The organism is Mucilaginibacter sp. P5_A6 (genome assembly GCF_056400585.1).
The window spans coordinates 261,281-283,980 of sequence record NZ_JBFUKZ010000005.1 but is presented as its reverse complement, the minus strand read 5'-3'; the positions used below and the strand labels follow the sequence as shown (position 1 = coordinate 283,980).

The 22,700-nt window shown below is 40.8% G+C and carries 16 protein-coding genes; 3 read left to right on the top strand and 13 right to left on the bottom strand.

Going from position 1 to position 22,700, the window contains the following annotated elements; all coding sequences use genetic code 11:
• Positions 1–80: 80 nt before the first annotated feature.
• The 4 genes from AC1DO4_RS07775 to AC1DO4_RS07760 all read right to left on the bottom strand — a co-directional run bounded on the left by AC1DO4_RS07775 (position 81) and on the right by AC1DO4_RS07760 (position 7,050).
• Positions 81–1,676 carry a SusD/RagB family nutrient-binding outer membrane lipoprotein gene (locus AC1DO4_RS07775; RefSeq protein WP_477414523.1) on the bottom strand — a complete coding sequence of 532 codons (1,596 nt, stop codon included), beginning with the start codon at positions 1,674–1,676 and terminating at the stop codon, positions 81–83.
• A 5-nt stretch (positions 1,677–1,681) separates the two neighbouring features.
• The gene (locus AC1DO4_RS07770; protein ID WP_477414521.1) at positions 1,682–4,996 is read right to left on the bottom strand and encodes a SusC/RagA family TonB-linked outer membrane protein; all 3,315 of its coding nucleotides are present in this window, start codon (positions 4,994–4,996) and stop codon (positions 1,682–1,684) included.
• Between the two features lie 241 nt (positions 4,997–5,237).
• Positions 5,238–6,329 (bottom strand): FecR family protein, encoded by a 1,092-nt coding sequence (locus tag AC1DO4_RS07765; protein ID WP_477414519.1) that lies wholly within the window; start codon positions 6,327–6,329, stop codon positions 5,238–5,240.
• 88 nt (positions 6,330–6,417) lie between these two features.
• On the bottom strand, positions 6,418–7,050 hold the full coding sequence (locus AC1DO4_RS07760; protein WP_477414517.1) for an RNA polymerase sigma-70 factor: 633 nt from the start codon (positions 7,048–7,050) through the stop codon (positions 6,418–6,420).
• A gap of 451 nt (positions 7,051–7,501) precedes the next feature.
• Here AC1DO4_RS07760 and AC1DO4_RS07755 point away from each other — a divergent pair, with 451 nt between their 5' ends.
• From AC1DO4_RS07755 to AC1DO4_RS07745, 3 genes are read left to right on the top strand one after another with little or no spacing between them, the layout of a single operon-like run.
• Positions 7,502–8,941 carry an alpha-L-fucosidase gene (locus AC1DO4_RS07755; RefSeq protein ID WP_477414515.1) on the top strand — a complete coding sequence of 480 codons (1,440 nt, stop codon included), beginning with the start codon at positions 7,502–7,504 and terminating at the stop codon, positions 8,939–8,941.
• A gap of 55 nt (positions 8,942–8,996) precedes the next feature.
• On the top strand, positions 8,997–11,666 hold the full coding sequence (locus AC1DO4_RS07750; RefSeq protein ID WP_477414512.1) for a glycoside hydrolase family 2 protein: 2,670 nt from the start codon (positions 8,997–8,999) through the stop codon (positions 11,664–11,666).
• A gap of 8 nt (positions 11,667–11,674) precedes the next feature.
• Positions 11,675–13,243 (top strand): FG-GAP repeat domain-containing protein, encoded by a 1,569-nt coding sequence (locus AC1DO4_RS07745; RefSeq protein ID WP_477414510.1) that lies wholly within the window; start codon positions 11,675–11,677, stop codon positions 13,241–13,243.
• 96 nt (positions 13,244–13,339) lie between these two features.
• Here AC1DO4_RS07745 and AC1DO4_RS07740 read toward each other — a convergent pair whose 3' ends face one another.
• The 9 genes from AC1DO4_RS07740 to AC1DO4_RS07700 all read right to left on the bottom strand — a co-directional run bounded on the left by AC1DO4_RS07740 (position 13,340) and on the right by AC1DO4_RS07700 (position 22,682).
• Entirely contained in the window at positions 13,340–14,245 is a 906-nt protein-coding gene (locus AC1DO4_RS07740) for a PepSY-like domain-containing protein (RefSeq protein WP_477414508.1), read from the bottom strand.
• A 139-nt stretch (positions 14,246–14,384) separates the two neighbouring features.
• A complete protein-coding gene (locus AC1DO4_RS07735) occupies positions 14,385–15,476 on the bottom strand; it encodes a hypothetical protein (protein WP_477414506.1) in 1,092 nt (363 codons plus the stop codon).
• Positions 15,477–15,617: 141 nt separating this feature from the next.
• On the bottom strand, positions 15,618–16,238 hold the full coding sequence (locus tag AC1DO4_RS07730; protein ID WP_477414504.1) for a tetratricopeptide repeat protein: 621 nt from the start codon (positions 16,236–16,238) through the stop codon (positions 15,618–15,620).
• Positions 16,226–17,401 carry a tetratricopeptide repeat protein gene (locus tag AC1DO4_RS07725; RefSeq protein WP_477414502.1) on the bottom strand — a complete coding sequence of 392 codons (1,176 nt, stop codon included), beginning with the start codon at positions 17,399–17,401 and terminating at the stop codon, positions 16,226–16,228. The genes AC1DO4_RS07730 and AC1DO4_RS07725 overlap by 13 nt, the downstream gene beginning before the upstream one ends.
• Complete coding sequence (locus AC1DO4_RS07720) at positions 17,383–19,539, bottom strand: urea transporter (protein WP_477414500.1); 2,157 nt, start codon at positions 19,537–19,539, stop codon at positions 17,383–17,385. The genes AC1DO4_RS07725 and AC1DO4_RS07720 overlap by 19 nt, the downstream gene beginning before the upstream one ends.
• Complete coding sequence (locus AC1DO4_RS07715) at positions 19,536–20,891, bottom strand: hypothetical protein (protein ID WP_477414498.1); 1,356 nt, start codon at positions 20,889–20,891, stop codon at positions 19,536–19,538. Before AC1DO4_RS07715 ends, AC1DO4_RS07720 begins: the two co-directional genes overlap by 4 nt.
• 10 nt (positions 20,892–20,901) lie before the next feature.
• Positions 20,902–21,954, bottom strand: a complete 1,053-nt coding sequence (locus tag AC1DO4_RS07710) for an ATP-grasp domain-containing protein (protein ID WP_477414496.1) — start codon at positions 21,952–21,954, stop codon at positions 20,902–20,904.
• Positions 21,954–22,202, bottom strand: a complete 249-nt coding sequence (locus AC1DO4_RS07705) for a PqqD family protein (protein ID WP_477414494.1) — start codon at positions 22,200–22,202, stop codon at positions 21,954–21,956. The genes AC1DO4_RS07710 and AC1DO4_RS07705 overlap by 1 nt, the downstream gene beginning before the upstream one ends.
• A gap of 102 nt (positions 22,203–22,304) precedes the next feature.
• Positions 22,305–22,682 carry a response regulator gene (locus AC1DO4_RS07700; protein WP_477414492.1) on the bottom strand — a complete coding sequence of 126 codons (378 nt, stop codon included), beginning with the start codon at positions 22,680–22,682 and terminating at the stop codon, positions 22,305–22,307.
• Between the last annotated feature and the right edge of the window lie 18 nt (positions 22,683–22,700).

Below are 22,700 nucleotides of genomic sequence, written 5' to 3'. Positions count from 1 at the left end.
AAAGGTTGTTAATCAATATAAAGGTAGTAAAACAAACAGGGAGACAATAATGTCTCCCTGTTTGTTAAGGAAATTAAATTTTATTTATCCCACCATACTTTAGCAGTGAAGGTATCTTGCCCCCCAGAAAGTCTTGCAACGGCAGCAGCATAGTTTGCAGCATTGGTTGCAGGTAATGTGATTGGATAAGGCATCCTTCTTGGAATAGTACCAGCTGGGTTTGTAAACTGGCCTGGATAGGTCACACCTGTTAAAACAGGGTATCCTGATCTTCTCCAGTTAGCCCAGGTTTCATTGAAGTTAAATGTTGATGACGTTTCAACAAAATACTCCATATTGATTTGCTGTAAAGCTGTAGCAGGGACTAAAGGATGCGCGGCAACATAAGTTGCGATACTCGCCACATCTACAGAGGTCGTCCCAAATTGTGATAAGGTTTGCATATCTGCAGTAAGTGCGTTAGCATAATGTGTAGCCGCAACTCCTGTTGCCCAGCCCCTGGAAGCTGCTTCAGCTAATAAAAGCTCAGTTTCGCCGTAGGTTAATATGAAGTTATTACGGTTTTTATTATCATACACTGCAAATTGCGGGCGTGAATATTTGCCATCAGGTGCAGGAGAATCGGTTGCTGAAGCAGCAGGTGAGGTGCCTGGGTAACCCGGAGCTTTTGAAATATCGGTAGAACCACCATTGAGGTCATAACCGTTAGGCATACCAATTTGAAGGCTTGCGGTGTTGATGCCGGCAGCTAATACTTCATTGGCTGCTTTACCAGTGCCCGAAGATATTTCGGCAATAGCGCTAATACGCGGATCATTAGTTGATTTCATATAACTGATCAAAGTATTTGACCAGCGCACTTCTCTAAAATCTGCAACTACTAATAAGGCGTTAGCATCACTGTTGCTGTTACCACTTGCGTCATCAGCCATTACTTTTGCATTATCAGCTATAGCACTCATTGTACCACCGGTGTAAGCCGTCTCTGCATATTTTTGAGCAGTAGCGGCATCAACTTTAGTTAAACGCATTGCAACCCTAAGCATTAAAGAATAACCTAATTTTTTCCATTGGGCTATATTGCCGCCATAAAAAAGATCGCTGGTGGGGGCTGCCTTTGAGGCATCCAGAGCTGGCACAGCTGTGGCAAGTTGGGTAAGCATAGATTTGTAAATGCTCTCCTGAGTGTCAAAAACAGGAGAAGTTATGCCTGCTTTTGCTTGTCCTTCCTGCGAGAATGGTATGTCGCCATATGCATCGGTGATGCGTTCAAGCATCATAATACGTAAAATAGTGCCGCAGTTATCAAGATTGGAGTATTGGGCTTTTCCTGCCACAAGATTTTTCATCTCATCAACAAGGGTTACTGCACCATAACTGGTAGTCCAGGTGCGCGCTTTATAGTTATCATTACTACCCGAAGCCACATATTTATCTCCATTGCTATAATAATCATAAGTTGATGCTAATGATTGTGACCACATGCTTTGATATAACAATTGGTCATAACCCGTATTTGAAAATTTGATCTGCGCCTGCGCCATTAAAAAGTTCGGGTCGAATAAAGTCGCATTTACTTTGGTTGGATTAGTATTAATTGCATCAAAATTTTTAGTACAACCCGCTATAAAGGTAGCACCTATAAGCAGGCAACTATATATATATCGTTTTTTCATCTTCGTTATTTTTTAAATTTAAAGTTCACATTTAAACCATAAGATCTTACTGCAGGTACGCTCGTACCTTCAATACCAGCATAGTTAATCCCTGGAGCGAAGTTTGATTCAGGATCAATGTTATCAGTATGCTTCATGATGGTCCATAAGTTGCGTGCCACTAATGAAAATGTTATTGAGTTGAATGGTGTACCTGCAATAACAGTTTTTGGGATGTTATAACCAACGGATATCTGGCGTAATTTAATGAAGCTGCCATCCAATACGTTTACCGAAGAAACTTTTGCTAAGCCTTGATAATAAGCCTGCGCAGTTGCATTGGTAGTGTTTGTTGCACCGGTTACCTGGTCAACTCCAGCCCCAACAATACCGGTTTCACGGCCGGTCAATGTTATTTTACTTAAACCGCGGTAGATAGCATAGTAGTTGGTTGCTGATAATACTTTGTTACCAAAACGATAATCAACCAGGAAAGAAAGATTGAAGTTTTTGTAGTTGAAATCGTTATTTAAACCACCATAAACTTTAGGTACTACGCTACCGAATGGTTTGTAAGCACCTTGTTGCGGAACACCGTCTTTATAAATAATTTGACCGGAAGCATTACGCAGATAGTCATAGGCTATAATTTGCGGGCCATCCATACCTACCACAAAAGCAGTTGATGCATTCAGTGGGCGATAGGTACCTAAGCCGATGTTGGCACCGGTTTCATTTGTAGATAGAACTTTATTTTTTACGTAAGTAAAGTTGAATGACGGAGACCAGCTAAAGCTGCTGTTTTTAACCGGCGTACCATGTATCTCAACTTCAACACCGCGGTTTTGGTTAGATGCGGTTGCAACGTAAGCGTTTGTATAGCCACTTGAAATATCAATGGTACTATTAAGGATCTCGTTTTTAGTCTTTTTAGCAAAGTAAGCAACGTCTAAGCCTAAACGATCATTAAAGAATTTTAATTCGGTACCAACTTCAAACTCGCCCAAGGTATATGGCTTTAAAAATAAATTTGGCAGCTGGGTGTCAAAACTACCGGCATTTGTGCCGTTGATTGAATTGGCTACGTTATAATAAACCTGGTTAGCATATGGAGAAGGGCTACCGCTTGTTTTAGCATAAGATACACGCAATTTACCAAAGTCTAATCCTTCAATATGCGCCAAATCTGAGAAGATAAAACTTGCAGATACTGACGGTGTAAATATACCCCTGCCTGCTGCACTTGATATACTGCTATAAGCATCGTAGCGGCCTGTAGTACTTAATACAAGGTAGTTTTTGATGCCAAAATCAGCAGTATAGTATAAAGAGTTAACCTGCTGGTTGGTTACTCCCTGGTTACCACTATCCCTTGTTTTGCCGTTTGAAAGGTCATAGAAATATGGAATAATCAGGTTATTGGCATTTACATAAGTTCCTGAGCCATTGGCTTTACGGATGTTTCCACCAGCAGATACATCAAGGTTCAACAAATCTTTGATAATGTCGTGTTTTGCACCTATTAAAACATCACTGTTAAATTCAGTAGTCTGCGTAGTTTGAGTTTGCATCGAACCATTTGAACCACTTAAATAGGCAGTACCTGTTGGAGTAATACTTAAGCGCGTGTCATGAATTTTATCATAACCAATCCGGCCCTGAACATAAGCCCACGGTGTAAGGGCGTATCTGGCAGAGATTGAAGATATTAAACGCTCCCTTTGGGTATTGGTAACAAACTTGTAAGCTGCAAAGTAAGGGTTGGTAACATATTCGTCATCAGTCCATAATAACTCAGCACCACTTGCATTAGTTCCCGGAGCCAAAATGCTTTGTGATACGTTTGGCGCCAAAAACTGAACGTTGTTGGGGTTACCAGGGCCATCACTTAAACCTGAACGGTTTTTTGAATCATCTAAAACGTAGTTAGCAACCAGGTTTATATCCAGGTTTTTAATTACAGTTTGTGAACCATTAAAGTTGAAGGTTTTCCGGTTAAGCCCACTGTTTGGAGTGATAGCATGGTTATTCAGATCAGATAATGACAAACGGAAAGCACCGGTTTCATTACCACCAGTTAATGCAACTGTGTTGGTAAAACTACCGCCGGTTCTGTAAAATTTGGTGTAATTATCGCTTGTTTTTGAATAAGCGTATTGTTTGCCATCAAATTGAATAGCTTGTGATCCATCTAATTTTCCTCCCCACGCAAACCTTGTGTTGTTTTTGGCTTCAATGGCAGTGGTAGGTTTAGCACCTCCCGAACCCTGGCCATATTGGGTTTGGAAATCAGTATTATCCATAATTTTGTCAGCCTGGTAATTTGAGTTATATTCAACTCCAAAGCCGGAATTTTTTTTACCCGATTTGGTAGTAATTAAAATAACACCGTTGGCTGCACGTGTACCGTAAAGAGCCGATGCTGATTGGCCTTTTAATACGGTCATGCTTTCAATATCGTCTGGGTTGATGTTGGAGATACCATCGCCATAATCCGCACCACCCCATTCGCCTGACTGGCCCCTTTGGGTGTTATCCATTGGTACACCGTTGATAACAAATAATGGTGAACCTGCGCTGCCGCTGGTTACCCCGCGTAATAAGATACGTGCCGAAGAACCGGGACCACCGTTGGTGCCACTGATACTTAAACCAGCAACGCGCCCTTCTAATGAATAAGCAACGTTTGTTTCTTTAGCTTTATCCATTGTATTACCAGACACCGTTGTAACAGCGTAACCTAATTTTTTGGAGTCTTTTTTGATACCCAATGCAGTTACCACTACTTCATTAAGGCTTTTGGCAGATACAGTTAACTTAACAGAAAGTTCTGTTTTACCTGCTACTGCTACTTCCTGGGTTTCGTAACCTAAAAACGAGAAGATAAGTATTGCATTATCGGGGGCATTTACCGAGAAATTACCATTAGCATCGGTAATAGAACCTGTTGTAGTCCCTTTAACCCTAACCGAAACACCAGGTGCTGGCGTACCGTTTTCATCAACTACTTTACCATGAATAACCGCTGCGCTTACAATCTCATTTTTTTGAGAAATAACGATCAGGTTATTTTCCAGTTCGGTGTAGGTGAAATCTGAATTGGCTAATAGTTTGTTAAGCACGGAAGTAACTTCTTCGTTTTCAACGTTCAGAGTTATTTTTTTACCTGAAGGTATTTTACGTTCGCTGAATACAAAGTGATAGTTGGTTTGCTTTTGAATAGCAGAGATAACCTTGCCAAAAGCAACCGACTTTACATTAAACGTGACTTTTTGTTGTGAGTATACTTTGGCCATCGATTGCAGGCTAAAGAACACTGTTAAAATAAATGTCAATTTCATTATTAATATGGACTTAAATAGCCAATAGTTATCTCTTACACCCTTTGGGTGTTTAAAATATTTCATACTTTTACTTAATTAAAGGTGACTTGATTAAATGGCAATGTTCTGTTCGAGAGAACATTGCATGAATAACTAACAGATCTTCATCTTAACGGGGATTACCATTGGTGATTCCCGTTTTTTTTTGGGTATGTAAAGGTTCCTTTATTTCATAGGCTCATTTAATTCATTAGTTTGGTTAATAAATATATACGGTTTCATTTTTGTATTTATAGGAAAAATGTTCAATAAGTTGCAACGCGCTTAATGCTTGTGTAATGGTTTCTTTTTCAAAAACTCCGGTAAAATGATAATCTTTTGCAACTGAATTTTTAAATTTCATTTTTATCCCGTACCAGCGTTCCATCTTGTTGGCTAATTCATTAAAGTCTTCGTCTTTAAAAACAAGCCTGTTATTTACCCACGAGGTTTCAACTACAGTGGTATCGTTTGATCGCAAATAAGTAAGATTGGTTAAGGCGTAGCTTGTTTTGGCACTATCGGGGGTTTGTGCTACTAAATTCCTGTTTATAGTATGCCTTTTAAAAGTGGTGCTTTTTAAAATAAGCTTCTCGTTCGGTTTTAAAATTATCCTGTCGGCAGGCCTGTCGGCCAGGGTTACTTCAATTGCGCCCCTTATAAGTGTAGTTTCGCTTGTTATATCGTTTTTATATGATTTCACATTGAAAGCCGTACCTAAAACCTTTATGCTCATTTTACCAGCATGTACAATAAACGGATGCTGGTGATCTTTTGCCACGTCAAAAAAAGCTTCACCATTCAGGTAAACCTCGCGGGTTGGGCCTTTAAATGAGGGAGGATATTTCAATGTAGTTTCTGAGTTTAATGTAACAATTGAACCATCACTTAAATAAATCTTTGATTTTACGCGGCTTGGCGTTTTTTTTTGCTGTAAATCAGCAATTTTAATGTTGTTTAAACTATAGCCCCAAAAATTGTAAACAGCAAACATGCAAATACCGGCTATAAAAATGGCTGCGATGCTGCGTATAAATAGCTGCCTGCTTTTGCAATCTCCTGCAATTATACCTGCTTCGGTTTCTTCGGCATCTTTTTGCGGAACTTCAATTTTGTTCCTGATCCGTTGAAACATTAGGTCGGTATTTGAATAGTGCTCCTCGTTTTTAACCAAATAAGTTTTAAAGAAATTATTTTGCTGTCTGCAAGTATCATCGTTCGCAACCAGGAAACTGAATTCTTCTAATTCCCCTGCATTAATCTCGCCGGAGAGTTTTTTTGAAAGCAGTTCAATAAATCTTTCGTTAACCATTTAATTGTGCAAGTGGGCTTTTTTTAGATAGGACAACGTTTTTTTTAAAATTGCCTACAAGCTTTAAAAAAAAATTTAAAAAGAATTGCTATAACAACGAAAGTCCTATGGTGTGGTGATCAGAAGAAGCCTTTTCGGCCGATTTTGCAGACAATTGATGCGTAGAAAGTATAACACTCAGTTTTTTTATAGCCCTGAAAAGCTGGGTTTGTACAGTACGCGGTGATATATTTAAAATTTCCGCAACTTCTTTGTACCTCATGCCGTCCTCCTTAATAAGTTTAAAAATTATACAAGCCTGCTGAGGTAAGGATGCGATTGCATTATCTAATAAAAAATGGAGTTCTTTGCGTTCAAGCTCTTTTTCGGGATCAAAGGTGTTTACAAACTTAATTTCGTCTGAAGCTTCGATTTGAACAAGATGGATATTGGAGAATTTTTTTAAATAGTTGAAAGATTGGTTTTTAACTGCTACAAATAAATATGTTTCGGGATTGGCTATTTCGGTTAGGTTTTTACGCGATTCCCAACATTTTATAAATACGTCCGATACTATCTCTTCGGCAGCTTCTTTTTGACGAATGTAAAATACACAAAACTTAATAAGCCGGGTATTCAGCGCATGAAACATTAATTCAAATGCCTTGATATCATCATCAAAACAAACTTGTTTCCACAAACCCGAAGTGTCAGTTTTAGAGATTTTCAATAGTTCAGTCATTTAAGAGTGCTCAAATCAATTACCACGATGCAATGTAACAATTTGATAACAAAAACAAGCATTTATTTTAATTTCAACAGAAAAATTACAGAAATTTCGTGCTTCTGCCATTTTATTTACTTAGTGTGTAGGCAAATTGGATGAAAAAGTTGTCAATAGGGCACACTAAGGCCTGTTTGACCTGTTTTAAAATGTAAAACTGACATTTTAAAACTCAATTTGGTATAAAAATAATAAAGTAAATAAAGTAATGTTACTTTTTTGATATTTGCCATAATATTAATGTTGCTTAAAGGTATACACTAAGTGTCTTTTTTATAACTAATAAGCAATGAAATGGATAAAAAATATCCAAATTTTATCCATTAATTGGTGGATCTTATCAAAAAAGATTAATATTTAAGGTTCCCTAATTGGCGTTGATATAAAGAAACAAAAAAAATAAATATAAATGAAAAAACTACTGATTTTGTTTACATGCCTGTTGCCTTTTGGTAACCTTAGTGCGCAGCAACATAATATGTCAAAAGATTATGTGGTACCTGATGATTCACTGGTGCAAAAAAATCTGCATAAGTGGCAGGGCCTTAAATTTGGATTATTTATGCATTGGGGTACGTACAGTCAGTGGGGTGTTGTAGAAAGCTGGAGCATTTGCCCGGAGGATGAGGGATGGACACAACGCCGTGGTCCATATGGCGGCGATTACAACGGCTATAAAAAAGCATATGAAAACCTGCAAACAACTTTTAACCCTACAAAGTTTGATCCCGAAAAATGGGTAGCTGCTGCTAAATATGCCGGAATGAAGTATGTTGTTTTTACAACCAAACATCATGACGGATTTTGCATGTTTGATACCAAACAAACCGATTATAAAATTACCAGCTCAAAAACGCCTTTTTCTGCCAACCCCAGGAGCAACGTTGCCAAAGAGGTATTTAATGCCTTTAGCAAAGAAAACTTTATGATTGGAGCTTATTTTTCAAAACCCGACTGGCATACCGAAAATTATTGGTGGCCGTACTTTCCGCCTAAGGACAGGAATGTAAACTATGATCCGGCAAAATATCCCGAGCGCTGGCAGAAATTCAAGGATTTTACCTTTAATCAAATACAGGAATTAATGACCGGCTATGGTAAGGTTGATATTTTATGGCTGGACGGCGGCTGGGTTAGACCCAAAAACACAATAGATGCAGCTGTTGACTGGCAGCGTACCATTCCGTACGACCAGGATATTGACATGGCCAAGATAGCTGCGGCGGCAAGAGTAAAACAGCCGGGTTTAATAGTGGTTGACCGTACCGTAGCCGGGCAATATGAAAATTATACCACGCCCGAGCAGCAGGTGCCCGATGCTCCTTTAGATCATCCCTGGGAAAGTTGCATCACTATGGGTAACTCCTGGAGCTATGTGCCTGGCGATCATTATAAATCGGCCAGCGAAATAATAACCTTATTGGTGAAAATAGTATCCCGAGGGGGAAACCTGTTAATGAATATAGGCCCCGGCCCTGATGGTGATTGGGACCCTGTTGCCTATAGCCGCCTGAAGCAGATTGGCGACTGGATTAAAATAAATGGTGAAGGTATTTATAACTCTAACGCAATAGCGCCCTACTCAGAAGGAAATATATATTACACCAAAGCAGGCAAAAGTGTATATGCATTTGTTTTGGCCGAAAAGGATAAAGACGCCGTTGTTTTGCCTTCAACTATGTTATTACATTTAAAGGATGCCGGTACGGTTAAAAAAATAAGTTTGCTGGGTATCGGCAAAAAACTAAAATGGACCGCGGGTGAAGGTGTAATTAAAATAAATGTACCTGCATCTTTGCAAACGCAAAACGGTTTGGCCCAGGCGGCCGTATTTAAAATTCAATATTAATCAGCTTAATACTTTTTATACCATACCTATATAACACGATCTATAATCAAATAAAATGTCGCAACCACTATCATTCCGGCTCAGTAAATTATTTTTCACGCTGGCCTTATCTTTTACCATAACTAATATATATGCAAAAAGCAGCTATGAACTAAACTCCGGCTGGGTGTGCGCGCCTATAAGCAGTGTGAAGGATAATGGACCGGTACTATCAACAACAGCGTTCAACACCGGCAGTTGGATGCCTGCTACCGTACCGGGCACTGTTTTAACTACGTTGCTAAACAATCACAAAGTGCCCGATCCGTTTTGGGGGATGAATAACGAGCACATACCTGATATTTACAAAACAGGGGCAGATTATTATACTTATTGGTTTGCAAAAGATTTTAAAGAAGCACCGGCACAAAACGGAGGCCAGGTTTACCTGAATTTTAGAGGGGTAAATTATAGTTGTGATATTTATTTGAATGGTCATAAGCTAAACAAAACCATTCAAAAGGGAATGTTTTTAAGGTTTAACTATAACATCACATCCTTTTTGGCAAAAAATGGCAACAATCGTTTAGCCGTACTGGTGCATCCGCCAGATGTGCCTGGTAACCCAAATGGCGGCCAGGGTGGTGATGGTACCATTGCCCGGAACGTTGGTTTGCAATATACCGCAGGCTGGGACTGGATTCAACCGATGAGGGACAGGAATACCGGGATATGGGATAAGGTAACTATTCAAAAAACAGGCGCTGTACGTATTAACGATGAGCATATTGTTACCCTTGTGCCGGGAGTAAGGTTGCCTGAGGGTCCGCAGCAGCCTGCTACTATCAAAGTATCTGCCGAACTAAGTAACCCAACACCGAAACCGGTTAGCGGCACCTTAAGTTTTGAGCTGGATGGTAAAACCATTTCAAAAAGCATCAGCCTGAAACCAAACTCAACCGCGGATGTAAACTTCAGCGATTATAGTTTGCCAAATCCTAAACTTTGGTGGCCAAACGGTTATGGGCCGCAGCATTTGTATGATTTTAAGTTGAAGTTTACCGTTAACGGCAAAGCAGTGTCTGATCAGCAATTGCTTAAAATAGGGGTAAGGCAATTAACCAGTGAGTATAACGAGCACACCGGAAGCCGGCAGATTGCGGTTAACGGTCAAAAGATATTTATAAAAGGAGGCAACTGGGTTATATCCGATGCCATGCTGCGCCTGTCGGATATGCGTTATGATGCTGAAGTTCGTTTCCACCGGGATATGAACCTAAACCTGATCAGGGTTTGGGGAGGCGCTATGATTGAGCGGCCCGAATTTTACGAAGCCTGTGATAAATACGGTATGCTGGTTTTCCAGGATCTGTGGGGATCGGGCGATTGCAATGGCCGCTGGCAAGACCCTATGAAGCTTGACGACCAATGGACCCGCCGCAAATACCCGGATGATCATGGCCTGTTCCTGCGTTCGGCAATCGACCAGATAAAGATGGTACGCAACTATCCTTCGCTGGCCATCTGGTGTGGTGGTAATGAGATCACTCCGCCCGAGGATATCCTTACAGCTTTACGCGATACCATTTTACCCAAGCTTGATAATACCCGCTGGTTTGTTGATTATTCAAACTCTGATAGCATGTCGCATAATATACTGGGGGGTAATGGCGACGGGCCGTATGGTATTCAGCCTTTATCGGTATTTTGGGAATTTAAAACCTATCCTTTTAACTCCGAGGTAGGTTCGGTAGGTGTGGGCGACTATGAATCATTGAAAAGATTTATCCCTACTGTTAACATGGTGCCGCCGGTTTATGACGAGGATACACACAAAAATACAGTAGATAGCGTTTGGGATTACCATAAATACATTGGTTATGATACCAGTATCAACAAATATGGCAAAGCCAAAAACGCTGCCGATTTTGCAATGAAAGCGCAACTGGTAAACTATGACCAATACCGCGGGCTTGCCGAAGGCTTTACCTCGCATATGTGGGATTGGTACACCGGCTTTATCATCTGGAAAACTCAAAACCCATGGACTGCCATGCGCGGGCAAATGTATGATTATTACCTTGACCCTAATGCCTGCCTTTATGGTTTACACAATGGCAGCGCGCCCTTCCATATTATGTATAACCCTGTAAATGGTATGGTTATGGTTGCTAATAATACCCTCAAAGCCAGGCGCAGTATGATGATGGTAATAAAAACCTATGATATGGAAGGAAAAGAAAATTTAATCACCCAGGTTTTTGCCGATATAAATGCCAATACAGTTAAAAAATACTTATCTGTTAAAGCATCTGTTGATAAGCTTGCCGCCAAAGAAGGTGTTTTTCTGTCATTACAATTATTGGATGAAAATAAAAAAGTTATCACCGATAATACCTACTGGATTCCCGACAGTAAGGGTGCATTTTCGGGTCTTCAAAGAATGAAGAGCCAGGAATTATCTGTTAAAGCAAAGTACATAAAACCAGGTAACGTAGAAGTTACGTTAGTTAATAAACAAAATAGCGTACTTGGTTTTTTTAATAGAGTTTCGTTAGTGGATGCGGATAGTAAAACACGGGTATTGCCTTCATTTTACAGCGATAACTATATTACTGTGTTACCGGGAGAAGAAAAAAAGGTAATTATTGATTACAATGCGGCTACAACTAATAAAAAATTGCTTGTGAGCATTAATGGTTGGAACGACGCAGGTACTCCCCAAATGATAAGTATTGATCAATAACAAAAACTATGAATATCAGACCGGTCATCTTAACAGGACTTTTTGCCTTAACGTTGATGATCGGTCTGAGTTCATTAACTCAGGGCCCGGTAACTGCGGGGCCAAAGCCGGCAAAGGTTGATGATGAGGGTAAAGTCTTATTCACCGACTTTTGTGCCAAATGCCATATGCTGCCCAATCCGGCCAGTTTAACCAAAGAGGTTTGGCGCTTGCATGTGCTGCCCGTGATGGCTGCACGCATGGGGATCATTTATCCCAATTATGATCCGTTGCGCGGATTATCTGATGAGGAGAGGATCATCGTTAAAAAAAATGACATCATACCCGATGCCCCGGTTCTAAATAAGGATGAGTGGGACAAACTGGTAGCATATGTTATAAGCCTGGCCCCCGATACACTTATTGCAGACGAAAGCAGGTTAAGCCGAAACAGTCCGCTTAAACAGTTCACCAGGCAGGATATTCCAATTGATAATCAGCTGCCATCTTTAATAACCGGGATAAAATATAACCCGGAAAACAACACTTTATGGATAGGGAATTACCTTAATAGGGTTTTCACCTGGAAATATAATACGGGTGTTATCAAAACTATAAAAACGCAAAGCCCCGTAGTTGATTTTAACTTTTATAAGGGAAGTACTTATTTTACCGAGATAGGTAAACTATACCCAACCGAGCTGAGCCTGGGGTCGTACGTAAACTATAATGACAGTACAGCCTCGGCAGTGTTAAACTCGCTGCACAGGCCGGTTAATTCCATTATAACCGACCTTAATAATGATGGCATCCCCGAAATCATTGTGTGTAATTTTGGGAATAAAACCGGGAGCTTATCGTTGTTTAAAAAAAACAAAGCCGGGAGATATAAGGAAACTGTTTTACGGTCGGTTGCAGGGGCCATTAAATGTTACGTGACGGATATGGATGGCGATGGTAAAAAGGATATTGTAGCCATGTTTTCGCAGGGGGATGAGAGTGTTTATGTTTTTTACCAGAAAGATGATCTGAAATTTAAAGAAGAAAGAGTGCTGCGTTTTCCGCCAAATTATGGTACTACAGATATGGTATTGGTGGATTATAATCATGATGGGCTTACCGATATTATAACCGTGCATGGTGACAATGCCGATTATTCCCAGATACTGAAAGCCTATCATGGTATCAGGATTAATATTAACCAGGGCAACAACGTTTTTAAAGAACAGTTTTTTTACCCAATATATGGCGTAACCCATGTTTTGGCCGAAGATTTTGATAAGGATGGTGATATAGACCTGGCCTGCAGCGCTTTCTTTCCCGATTTTGGCAAGCTGATAGACGAATCCTTTGTATACCTGGAAAATACAAACCAGGATAAGTTTGCCTTTAAATCTTACATCCTTAAAAGCGAGGTGCCACTTAAAACTTTAACCCTTGAAAAGGCCGATATTGACGGCGATGGTGATTTGGATATTATAGCAGGCAATTTTGCGCAAAGCCCGGGAGCTGTGCCTAAAGACCTGGATGATAAATGGAAGAGCGCTAAGTACGGGATTACCATTTTTATGAATCAGCTTTATCATGCTAAAAAATAACGCTGATTAATCAATAGCGCTTTTTTTCTAATAAAAAACCCGGCCTCTACCTAAAGAGAACCGGGCTAAATGCTTATTTATACTACAGGAAGACTCTTAATGTACTGCAAACGCTTTTAAAAATGCGCCGCCGCCATCAAACGTCACTATATATTTAGTGCTGTTGGATGTAATTAATACGGCATACCCTTTTAAAGTACCGCTTACACTAAACGAATATGCCTTTTCAAATACATAACCAGGATAGGTAGTGGTTAAATAGGTGGTTATAGTGGCCGGTAGGTTGGCAGCAGTTACCGCAACAGGTTTACCCGGATGCAGGTTAATCTGTACGCGTTTTACAAAGGTGCCGGCTGCTTTAATTACCGTAGCGTATAAGCCATTGTTTTTACTGATGAGCACATAGGCGCTATCCGGCATGATTGAAGCATGTAGTAGCGTATCTGTTGGATAGGTAATTTTAAAATAGCTGGTTACAGCAGCAGGCAGGGCAGATATAGCTATCGTATCGCGGTGTTTACCATCCCTGTTATCAAACGGGCCGCCGCGATGCCATCCCTGTCCCTTCAAGTCAGGACCATCCCTTTGCTCCAATATACTTACGAATGTTCCATCTGTGGTAAACTTTAAACCAATCAGCGCGCTGTTGTATTTAATCACAACAATATAATTAACCACAGTTTTGGCGCTATCGGTAATTGAATAAGCCTTTTTAAAAGTATAGCCGCTGTAGTTTGCGGTTAAGTAAGTGCCAATTGCTGTTGGTAGTGCATTAAAAGCAATAGAGTCTTTTTTGCTGTGCTTGCCGTAGCAGCTAACCATGTACACCGTATCTGTTGAACCAGATGCCAAACTAATGGCGATGGCCCCGGTAGATGTAATGGTAGAAGAAGTTGTACTTGTAGCGGAAGCCGATTTAGAGGCGTTTTCCTTTTTGCATGATGCCAGGCCTATTAAAGCCGCCAGCATCAACAATCCTGGGTTGGTAAGTTTGTTTTTCATTCCGAATTAATTTTGGTTAGTTAAAAAGTTCCTGCCAGAGCAGGCAGCAGGTTTTGTTACTCAAAATTAATCCGGGAATACCGTTGCTCCCGGTAATGTATCGATGAATAGTGGCTATAAATCGACGAATGAAATTTACCTAATCATTCTTCAGCCCTATCTGGTGATTGCCGTAATCTGTAAGGTATTCATTTTTGATAAAAAAGTCGATACTTAAAATTGTACGGTAATCGGCGGTATTATTAGGGTTTTGTACCTCGGTAAGGTTTCCTGTACTTGTTGTGGTGTAAGTGTAAGTAAATCCCTTATTGGTAGTTATGGTTACTACTGAATTTGCAGGAAGTGGGCCGGTGGCGCTTGTGGCAAGCTTATCTTCAATAGTGGTTACAGATGGTGTTCCGGTATCAAACAGGAACTGTGCCGAAATGGTTTTCCCGCTGTAAGTTATTGTTCCTGGTATATTAGCCGAATAACCGCCATTGGCAAAATAAGTAAGCGGGTGCATAATGAAGCCTGACGAGGAAAGGTCTGAAGTAGTGAGGCCAACGGTAAGCAAGCMGGAAACGTAGGTGGGTGTACTTGCAAAACTTGTATTTAAAGTTGCCAGCTTAAAGCCGCTGGTAAGGCCAGTACCATAATCAAAAAACCTTAACGGGCTTGAAATTTCGCTCCTGCTATTGCTCAAACCAGGCCCTACGCCAAAAACATCGGCAGCGTGGGCGCTTAGCTGGTTGCCATTTCCATCAATTATTTTATAATACAAAAAAAACGGTACCCTTTTTAATGATATGCTGCCTGATGAGTTGCCTACTTTAACGTTAGCATAGGCCAGGTTGCCGTATTCTTTAGTGGTGCCTGTGGCATCGCCAAAACTTATAACAGCTGTTTTTGAGGTTACAGTGATGCCGTTTACAACGGTAGAATCGCCAGTGACCGTAATTCCGGCTGAAGTGATCATTGCTGCCGGAAGTAAGCCTGTGGCGTCTATGGTCATTCCCGGCGATCCGGTATCAAATATGCTTCCGTAATTTACAGTTTGCGTACCAACCTGTGTAACCGGAATAAGCACTCTTTTATTTACCCCTAATGCGTATTGATACAAACCCAATGTTACCGGAGTTGCATTTACTACTTTGGGTGTGGTTTTATCTTTTTTGCAGGAGCTAAAAACTACAATGAAAAGCAGGAAACCAATGAGCTGTGGTTTAAAATATAAATGTTTTATTTTCATGTATATAGTTTATACGGTTATTATGAGTGTTGTATTGGGATGTTAATTTAAATGACCATACACTATGATACTTTAAACCACAAAGGTATAACATTACCAGGTAACCAAGCCAGGAATCGATAAACGGGTTTAATGACCCGATTAATTGCACCTGTTTAACCCATCGGTACTTGAAGCATCTGCCGGCTTAATTACCAATGCCCTTTCAAAAAGCGACCTGGCATCTGGCTTTTTACCTGCCATCAGGTTACTCCAGGCCAACATATGGTTGCCATCGTAATCAAAAGGGTAAAGGGTTACTACTACCTTAAAACACCTGATGGCGGCATCATATTGCTTTCGGTTATAATAAATTATACCAGCCCAGTAATTGGCCTGCGTATTTTGAGGGTCAATCTTCAGGATAGCTAAATACTGTTCAAGTACTTTATCCCAGCTTTGCAAAAACGACAAGGGCTTCACGAATCCAAATTTTGCCTCAATAGCGCCAGGTTTTATACTGATGGCTTTTTGGTAATAAGACTGTGATGCGGTGTAGTTTTTATTTAGGTAATGGAGCCAGCCTAAACGGATATTTACCTCATAACTGTTATCACTAAGGTACGGATAAATATCGTTAATGGCAGCTATATAATTTTTGTTCTGTTCATCGGCATAACTGGTGCGAAAGGCTTTTTGCAACACGGCATTGGTTTGTGCCTGCAGCCTTATCACCAATAAAATAAAAAATGCTGCTATAAACGTTTTCTTTAAAATTTCCATATTATACCTAACGTAACAGAATTTTGATTGTAATTTACAGAACGGTATATGTCTGTTTTATTTTCATAATTATAATTTAAATCCAATAAGGCGTGAGCGCTCAACTGGTAAAAAACGGTTTCTCCGCATTTAAATTTTGTGGGGTCGATGGAATTATAAACGTAAAGTCCATCTGCATCCAGGTAATCATCCTGGTTACCAAGGGCAGCCATTGTTTCTACCCAGGTTTTATTCAATACCTTAAACCCAATGGCCTGGCTGTAAATAAAATTGTTTATGCCGCTTAAGTTTAAAACAGATGCCCGGCTAATGGTATATAAATTAAGGTTACCTAACGGATAAAAATCCAGTTTGGTATTATATTGTTTTAAAGTTTTATTGATCAGGTTTCCGAAATTAATATCTCCCTGCAAATTAATATATTGCCCGGTATACTTTATACCCAACAAGCCCAAATTGCTATTGTTAGTATTACCCCTGTAAGTAGTGTGCAAGTAATGGTATGAGCCAATTGCACTAAGGTAGTTATTGAACACGAATTGGGCCTTTACAAAATATTCCAGTTGTTTATCAGTTTTTCCGGATAGGTTTTTATCATTATACGATGAACGGAATATATTTTGGTTAAATGAAATTGCCGATTGTTCCAGTTGCAGGCGCCAGCCCAAACGGTTACTAATACCTATACGTTCAAAAAAGCCATTGTCGCGCTCGTTGTTATTAGGGAGTTTTATACCGCTTTCAAGATCGGCACCTACTAATCCGAAGGGAGATATTTTTATAGAATGCAAGGTTTCCCTGTCAAGGTATGCGGCATGGTAGGATGCTGCGGGGTTATTATTAAGATATGTGTTACAATAGTAGGCGTATAGGCGTGCCGTCGAGTTAAAGGAATCTGCACTTAATACCTGGTTAAACTGGCCGATGGCAGCTTTATAGTTACCGGTTATCATATAGGCGTATCCAATTTTAAAATGCAGACCGGGGAAGTCAAGGCCATTGGCAATTGATTTGTTACCAAAAATAATCAGCTGCTTCCAGTCGCCGGCACTATATAATTGTTCGGCTGTACTATCGGCCAGCGCAAATTTATTCTCTTGTGCATGGGCGGCAAGAGTGGCAAATATCAAAGCAAGCAATACTGTCAGTTTTCTGTACTCCATTGTGCTTTAATATGTTCGCCATTTAAATTTATGCAGAAAGCCAGTAAGCTGCCATGATCTATATCAACCGTGGCTTCCATCATCTGTATTTTTTTGCCTGCAACTTGACTGTATTGTTTGGATCCAATGCTTAAACCTGTCTTTTTATCCACGCTGCTGCTTTGGTAACTTATGTTTATGAACCGGTAAAAAGGGGCTATAAAATCCTGTAAGCAAAGCAAAGCTTTGTTTTTGGTTAGGTGCAAAGGGAACTCATCGTTAACCAGTATCGCTTCGGTATTATTAAAAATCACCTTGTACGCGGCCAGGTAAAAATAATACAACAACGATTGTTTATCGCCATAGAAGCTGGTGAAGTAAAACATGGTGCCGTTGTTGATGAAATACGCCGCAGCACCTGTGTTTTTGCTGTATATGCAGGATTGGTTTAACTCATCTTTAAAAACTTCCCATTCTTCAGTTGCTCCATTTTCGCGGGTAAGTTTTGCTGTGTAACCTGGCTGCAGGTCGAAGGCTTTTTTTACCGGCATGTTAACTTCAAGGTTGCCAATTAACTCACCTTCAGCAGGAACACTATGGCTTTCCAGGCTGTTTTTACCGTCTCTGCGGTTAAAATAATAAGCAAAAGGATAACTCCATGTTTTCGACCCGATATAGGGCGTAGCCTGTACCTGGAAATGTAAATGCGGCTCGGGCGAACGACCGGAATTGCCACAAAAACCCAGCATATCACCCTGGTTTATTACATCGCCGGGTTTTACTTTGATAGATTTTTTTTTAAGATGCGATACTTTAGAATACAGGCCGGCAGTATGTTTGATCACCACGGTATTGCCCCAGTTCTCTTTCAGGTTTTGCTCGCCTATGGCATTATCATCAATATGGTTAACCACCAGTTCAACAATGCCATCGCCGCAGGCTAATACGGGTTTATTGTAGCAATAAAAATGTTCGGGTAGCGTGCCCGGATATTGATAGGTGTTTTGTTCATCGTCGCAGATCACAAAATCCAGGGCCTTGGCCCAGTCGCCTTTGTGTGTAATAGCACCATTGTAGCCTTGTGAAACTGTCCAGTAGCCCATAAAAGGCAGGTTTAGCTTAAAGTATTTCAAATCTTTAAGCCTGTGCTGCTGGTTTAAAAACTGGTACAGGTTTCTTTCGGGCGAGTAATGCTGTACAGTGGCTAATTGTAATTTTCCTGGTGATTTGCGCAGGATTAAAAAATATAGCAGGCTGATATTGACGATGCAAAATGGCAACGAAAAAACCGGCAGCGCATGAACCGACATAAAGCCCGTGAGTGCGTTTATAATGATAAAACCCGGCGGTATACACAATATGGCCAGCAAATAGGAGCGCATGGAAGGTATTGTGAAAAAACTGCCAATAGCTACAGATGTCATCATGAAATTTGCACCCAAATGATAATAGCTGATACCTTCTGGATAGGTATGCATAATGCCATTAAATCCGCAGGCAGTTATAAAGCTCATGATGAGCAAACTAAAAGCAATACGCGAATGGATGAGCATACCAATACTAATGAGCATGCCCGAAACAATATTATGCTGAAATAAAATGGCGCTTAGCGAGCGGAAGAATAAGCTTACAAATTGTGGCAGTATACCGGCAAAGTAGCCATCAATACCGGCCAGTGTAACCGGACCTGCGTAGATCTCTGCTAATAGGTAACTATTTTTTTGCAGTAAACCCATACTGAAAATACTGTTTGATGCCAGCAGTATCATCCAAAATACCAGGATAAATGGCAGCGAGAGCATTGGCAATCCTGATTTTGCGAAGCGTTGCGAAATAATAATAGTTGCTGCGATCACCAAAATACAGGCAGCAAACAACCATATCACAAACATGAGGTTAACCTGGTAAAATGCGCCGAATGCTATCCCCAACAATAAACTGTTAAAACTGTAAATACCCATTTGCAGATCGGCATTGTGAAATTTAAACAGGCGGCAAACCAGCAGCGATATAATTACGCACGCAAGCCCTGCAAAACCCGAAACAGGATTAAAAAAAGAAACCAGCAATAAAATGATCCCCAATACCTGGTTCTGCGAAAAAAACAGTACCGAGTAGGAATTGACGACCGATTTTATAAATGATGAAATTTGCTTCACTTACTGGCTTTTAAATGGGCCGGAACAAGCTCCGGTTCTGCGATATAATTAAGCGTTTCGCTGGTGCGGATGAGGTGTGTACGTTGCTGCTCATCTATCAGCACAACGGCGGGCCGCAGGGTGATAAACTGCATCCACTGTGTCATGTTATAAGCGCCTACTTTATGTACCACCACCTGGTCGCCGGCGGTAAGCAGCGGCAGGTTGATGCTCTCCCTGATCACGTCAATATTCATACAAAGCGGACCGTATATTACCATGTTTTCGCTATGCGGCATAAAATCCTGCGCGGGACTTATCTGGTGCTCGTACCAAAACGAGGTGAACAAAATGTTTACCCCAAAATCCATAATGGTAGCCCTTTTGCCGGTGCTTAACCGCTTATTGGCAATAACGGTACCTAAAAGGTACCCGGCATCATCAATCAATACCCGTCCGCTTTCTAAAATAAGCAGGGGCAGGTCTTCATTGGCAAAGCCGAAGCCGAGCAGGGTAGAGGTGATAACCTCCGCGAAATCATCTACCGATGGTACGGTATCATTCCCCGGCAGGTAAGCGCCTTTTAAGGTATTGGTTGACGGGAAGCCGCCGCCCATATCAATGTATTCAATTTTGTGGTTCAACTGGGTTTGGCTGCGCAGGGCCAGGTTACACAGTTTGGTAGCTGCTATGCCGTAAGCATCCGTAGCAAGCATATAGGTACCTATGTGGCAATGCAAACCAACCAATTGCAGCTTGCCCGAATCCACAATTTTTGATAGGGCCATCCAGGCCTCTTCGTTTTCGTAATTAAAACCAAAACGGTCCCACAGCGGGTATACGCCGGTATCCATATTAACGCGGATAGCCACACGTGGTTTATTGGCCAATCCATTACTTAATGCAAGCAGTTTGCCCAGTTCTTCAAAATGATCAATGTGGATAAGCGAATCATTTTCGATAGCCATTTTCAAATCATCGTTTGATTTACCCGGACCGTTAAAAATGATCTTATTGCCCGATACGCCATTGCTCAATGCTTTGCTGTACTCAAAACCGGATACCACCTCGGCCCAGCTGCCTTCCTGGTGAAATACCTGGCAAACGGCATTAAGGTAATTGGTTTTATAACTCCATGCAAACTGTACTTTTGGGTAGCGTGTGCTGAAAGCCCTGTATGCCGAACGGTAATTTTTACGGATCTGCTTTTCTGATAGTACAAAAACGGGAGAGCCGTAGTTCTCGATCAGGCTTTTAACCGAAACACCATCGATGCTTTTAACAGGCTGCACACCGGTACGGGTGCCAAACTTGTTCATAACACCCGCGTGCAGCTTTTTAATATATGGTTTTTCGTATTCCAGCTTTTTCATTATAATCAAATTATAGTTCGCCAAATACCGAGAATTGTTGAAAATCGGTAATGTCGGTTATATGGTCCCATGAGTACCGTACAAATAATTTACCTGCCTGGTAATCATCAAAGGCCTTAACATCATCGCCCAAAGCAATTTTTACCAATGCAGCAGGTTGGTTTTGCCCGGCCGCGGCTGTTAAATAAATCCATGCCGGGAACCGTGGGTTGATCTCCAAAACATATAAATGCCCTTCTTCGTTGCTCATGATCTCCATTTCAAAGCCGCCTCTCCAGTTGGTTGCACGGGCAAAATTATTGGCCAGTTCAATAAACTTATCGTCCTTAATGGTAACTCCCGCCCAGGCTTTTCCTTTATCGGTTATGTATAGCTTCCRCATGGCTACTATACTTAGCGTACTGCCTTTGCCATCGCCAACAGCGGCTATGTTTATCTCGGTACCTTTTATATGCTGCTGTGCTATCACCGGTACTCCCCAGGCCGCGTTCAACTGGTGAAATGCTTTAACGGCCTGGTCCATGGTGTAAACTACATAGGCCTCATAAAATTTCCCTTTTATCACCATCGGGAAGTTAAACTCATCGGCAGCATTTTTTATATCGTCGGCGGTATACAGTTTATGGTCGGCCGGTACGTAAAACCCATGCTTCAATCCAAAATCCTTTAAATGTACCTTATCCCGTAAAGCAAGCTGCTGGTGCGTTGGCAGAAAACCCGCAATGCCAATCTGCCGCAATTGTGGAGCGATCTTTATAAAATTAAACAGCTCCGAATCAAAGTTCGGAATAACCACATCCAGCTTTTCCTGCTGATGGATATAGGCGAGCCGCTCAAATAAAGCGCTTGTTCCTTCGGTTGGGTATGGTACCTGGTAGGTTTTATTTACATGTTCATGTAAATAAATACCTGGTTCCAACGGTTCATATGATAAACCTATGATCCTTAAGCCTGCTCCAAAAGCTGCTTTTAATGAACGGATAACAGCCATCCCCGGGCCCGGATTATCATTGGCATTTATCCCGGTAACGGCAATACATAAATTAGCGTACTTATCTGCCATTATCCTTCAGTTTCAAGCAAATTAGCTTCTTTCAACTGTATCATCCAATCTTCCCAGTCGCGTTCCAGCTCAGCTGCGCTTACATCGTATTTATCAAGTATATCTTTTTTGATCTCGTACCCGGTTTTGCCGCTTTTCATCGCTATTAAAAAACGCGCAGCCATGGCATTACCCGAAAAGGAATCGCCTGTGGACGGATTAAAAATAAACCCGTTTTCGCTGGTGGCTATGTTACTCTTTATCTTCATTTATAATTGGCAGGGCTGTAAATAATAAAAGTTAAACTTAACTTGTTTAAGCGAGTTTTACAAAATCAATGCCGTATACGGTGTTTCATTGTAAAGCCTTATTTATGATGCCATTAAATATTGCATCCTTGATGCCAGCAATTCCATATCCAATGGTTTTATAAAAAGGGCATCGCACTTATATGATTCCTGCTGTGCTTTTTTGGTTTTAAAGGCGGTAACAACAATGATAGGTACACCCTTCAATTGTTCATCATCTTTAAAATCCTGGCATACCAAAGCACAATCTGTATCCAGTAATAAATATTCCAGTATAATCAGGTCGGGATTAATCACTTTTGCCTTATCATATATGGCATCGGGATCATAGGTTAAATGAACGTCAAAATCGCCATAGTACATAATGTCGTCAATTACTGATAACATCCTGCTATTTTTGTCCAGTATCAGGATCTTTTTTTTGGTGCCGGTAGTTTTCATATGCTAAGGGGGTAATTC